Source organism: Streptomyces sp. NPDC086519 (assembly GCF_040686075.1).
Taxonomy (GTDB): Bacteria; Actinomycetota; Actinomycetes; order Streptomycetales; family Streptomycetaceae; genus Streptomyces; species Streptomyces shenzhenensis.
In genome coordinates, this window is record NZ_JBFBJL010000155.1 from 1 (window position 1) to 3,101 (window position 3,101).

The 3,101-nt window shown below is 66.7% G+C and carries 4 protein-coding genes and 2 pseudogenes; 3 read left to right on the plus strand and 3 right to left on the minus strand.

Annotated elements, in window-relative coordinates; all coding sequences use genetic code 11:
* Positions 1-81: 81 nt before the first annotated feature.
* Positions 82-225: pseudogene (locus AB0P24_RS47715) on the plus strand (IS5/IS1182 family transposase); the annotation flags it as partial.
* Here the strand turns inward: AB0P24_RS47715 and AB0P24_RS47720 are convergent.
* Together AB0P24_RS47720 and AB0P24_RS47725 are read right to left on the minus strand one after the other, a co-directional pair.
* Positions 225-605: a hypothetical protein gene (locus tag AB0P24_RS47720; protein ID WP_365805739.1), complete on the minus strand. Its 381-nt coding sequence runs from the start codon at positions 603-605 to the stop codon at positions 225-227. The pseudogene AB0P24_RS47715 and the gene AB0P24_RS47720 overlap by 1 nt on opposite strands.
* A gap of 57 nt (positions 606-662) precedes the next feature.
* Positions 663-1,436, minus strand: coding sequence for an XRE family transcriptional regulator (locus tag AB0P24_RS47725; protein WP_365805741.1), 774 nt, complete (start codon positions 1,434-1,436; stop codon positions 663-665).
* A 321-nt stretch (positions 1,437-1,757) separates the two neighbouring features.
* On the opposite strand from AB0P24_RS47725, the gene AB0P24_RS47730 reads away from it, so the two are divergent.
* Together AB0P24_RS47730 and AB0P24_RS47735 are read left to right on the plus strand one after the other, a co-directional pair.
* Positions 1,758-2,258, plus strand: coding sequence for a hypothetical protein (locus tag AB0P24_RS47730; protein ID WP_365805743.1), 501 nt, complete (start codon positions 1,758-1,760; stop codon positions 2,256-2,258).
* Positions 2,259-2,382: 124 nt separating this feature from the next.
* Positions 2,383-2,955 (plus strand): class I SAM-dependent methyltransferase, encoded by a 573-nt coding sequence (locus tag AB0P24_RS47735; protein WP_365805745.1) that lies wholly within the window; start codon positions 2,383-2,385, stop codon positions 2,953-2,955.
* Positions 2,956-2,976: 21 nt separating this feature from the next.
* Here AB0P24_RS47735 and AB0P24_RS47740 read toward each other — a convergent pair.
* Positions 2,977-3,101, minus strand: a pseudogene (locus AB0P24_RS47740) (AraC family transcriptional regulator); the annotation flags it as partial.

The window sequence follows — 3,101 nt, forward strand, 5'->3', positions numbered from 1 at the left end:
CGACCTGCGGGTCGGGGACCGGGCGGTGGATGTACTGGGCCTGGCCGCCGTCGCGGTGCGGGGGGACGACGGTACGGCGGGCCACGTCGTTGGCGCGTCGAACGCACCCTGGGGTGGATCGTGAACGCCCGCCGCAACGCGACGGACTGCGAAAGACTTCCCCAGCACAGCGAAGCTCACCGGAACTGGTCACTCATCACCCTCATGGCCAGGCGACTGATCCGTTAGGGGCATGGAAACGCCTGGTCGAGCGCTTCCAGCAGTTCTCGCTGAGTACGGTGGAACGACGGGAACTGCTGGCGAACCTCGTCGGCGAACTCGGCGCGGGGCATGGCTCGACGGCCCGGGGACTGGGCAGGGTGCTGCTGATTGATGGTCTTGTGCACAGCAGCAACGAATACATGGATATCGCCGAGCGGCCACGTTTCGAACACTGTCAGGGCGTTGTCCTCGGTCACCAACTTCGTGACGCCGTCACTCATGCCCTGTAGCGTCGCCGTCACCAGTTCGAAGCCCTGGTCAGGCTCCCACTGGGCCTCTTCCAGGACCTCGCGGAATGCCGCCGCGAGCGTCCTTGCGGTTGAGTCGTGCCCATGGCTCCCCATGGCCCGCACCGTCCCACGACCTGCCAGTTCTCGACCCAAGCCTTCAAAATCACGCTCTCACCGCGGTGTAGTCGAGTACCGCTCGATGCTCGCGCGGCCTGTCGATCGGTCGAGTAGGCGCAGCTCCCACGGGCCCGTGTTCACATCGAAGTCTTTGCCGAACCCGACCCACTTGCCCGCCATACGGCGGCCTGTCGGCTCCACGAGCAGCTGAATCGCACCGTGGTACCGGGCTCCCTGGTAGTACCCGTCGGTCGCCGTCTGCTCGTTCCACGTGCCGGTGACGACGTTCCGGTCAACGGTGAGGTCCAGGGACAACGGGCTGTCCGGGTTGGTCGATGCCCCGGGCAGGCTCTGGGCTGTCAGCCGGTTGCCATGCTGGACGATCACGACGTGGTGCTCGCAGTCGAACGTCTCGTCACGGCTGGACGAGTAGAACTCATACCGGGACAGCCAGATGCCCGCGTACTCGCTCTGAAGCTCTGGCTCCGGGCTTGAGGCAGCGTCAGCCGTGCCGACTTCCCCAGCCTCCATGTCGTGGCCTCCTGCCCCGTCCGAGTGGACGCGCGCCATCGGGATCGCGAACCCCAGCGACTCAGGGGTGCGGCCGGTGAACCGCTTCAGTGCCCGCGCATACAGCGGGCGGCATGTCCTGGTCTCCCCGGACTCCCAGCGCTGTACGAGTCGTTTGGAGGCGTCGTTCGGTTCCCCGAGCTCCTCGCCTGCGTCACGTAAGCCCCGGGCGAACTCGTCTTGGCTGAGGTTCATCGACTTACGTACGGAGGTGAGCACGTCGTTGGGGGTTCGCTCACGCTCGGCCGTGGTCGTCATGATTCGAGGGTAGCCACGTGACGCCTCCAATGACACCGGTTTGACGCCCTCGGGGTGACGCCGACATGACGTCCGAGAGACACCTCGAACGTCGCCGCAATGGCCATGGCCGATCCGGAACATGGTCGACATGTCCATCCGCATCAGCGCTTACACGGTGAGAGCCGACGGCACTCAGACCAAGCCACGGACCTTGTACGAGGGTGAGGGCGGGGAACCCCTCGCTACCGGCCTGATGCCGCCGTGCCTGTGCCGCAAGTGCAGGGGCGGGCGACATGACCGAAGCACCACGGACCCCCAATTACGTGGAGGCAAGCCAGCATGAGCACGGCAGTAGTGATCCGTGACCCGAAGGCGTACGTCACGCCGGACATCTGGGAGCGGGAGGTAGCCCTTCTCCTCCGTAACTCCGGGAACACCCGCGAACTGGCCGAGGCCAAGTTCGGACAGGCCATCGCCTATCTGGTCACGTGCGGCGAGAACCCGGACGTTCTCATGGGCCCGTCCGAGCAGGTGGACGAAGCATGGCACTCGTTCATGCTCGACTCGATCCCGTACCACCACTTCACCAGCCGGCACTTCGGCCGGTACATCCACCACGTGCCGGAGCTCACGGGGACGGCGGCTGGTGGCCAGTGCGTCAGTGAGGACAAGGCGGAGCAGGACGGGCGCGACCGCAAGCGCGGCGGCCCGCTCGTTCTGGAACAGACGATCAAGGCCATCAAGGCGGCTGGGTTCGAGATCGACCCCGGCCTGTGGGGCATGGAGGACGCGGCCGACTGCAACCAGTGCCACGCCGGATGCCACGACTCGCCCAAGTAGTACCGACTCGTGAGCGGGGGCCTGTCCCGTACGTTGGGATGGGCCCCGTGGCGGAGAGGATCAACGTATGTCCTTGGTTGTGACATGGGACAGGTACGCGGTCGGGAGCACGCCTCGCAGGACCGTGAACGGCAAGGGTGCTACGACCTGGCTGAACTGGACTCAGTACGCCGACCACGGGCCGGACGAGAGCGTTCTGGGTCCCGTCGCCGGACGTCGGGTGCTGGAACTGGGCTCGGGGAGCGGTAGTAACCTCGCGCACCTCGTGACGCTGGGCGCGGCAGGCCAAGGAGTGGACGTCGCCCCGGCCCGCGAGTTGGTCGCGCGGGAGCGCTGGGGTGATCTGCCGGGCCTTGAATTCCGCACGGCGGAAGCGACGGCGTTTCTGACCGAGACGGACGAGACGTTCGATGTCGTGCTCTCGATCTTTGGTGCCGTGTGGTTCGTCGATCCGGACACCTTGCTCCCGCTGATCCGCTCGCGTATGGCCCCGGAGGGCATCCTGGCCTTCTCGCATCTGCCCCCAGGCGGTCAGGGGCTCAAGCCTGCCAGAGCCGGACTGCGGCACGACCGCACCCCGGATCAGTGGCGGCGCATCCTGACGGGGTACGGCTTCTCTGACGTGTGCGTCTCTGTGATCGATCCGCCAGAGGGCCGTGCCGTGGGCACGATGCTGGTTCGTGCCGTGACGATCTGACCGCGTGCCTCCGCCTCCGCCTCACTCCTTGCCGCCGACGACAGCCCCCGCCCGGAAGGTACGGCGGTAGGCGGTCGGGGTGACGCCGAGCGCTGCCTGTAGGTGCTGGCGCATCGACTGGGCGGTGCCGAAGCCGGCGTCCCGGG

Coding starts and splice junctions, on each gene's coding strand:
- AB0P24_RS47720 (WP_365805739.1), bottom strand. CDS start 605: ATGGGGAGCCATGGGCACGACTCAACCGCAAGGACGCTCGCGGCGGCA.
- AB0P24_RS47725 (WP_365805741.1), bottom strand. CDS start 1,436: ATGACGACCACGGCCGAGCGTGAGCGAACCCCCAACGACGTGCTCACC.
- AB0P24_RS47730 (WP_365805743.1), top strand. CDS start 1,758: ATGAGCACGGCAGTAGTGATCCGTGACCCGAAGGCGTACGTCACGCCG.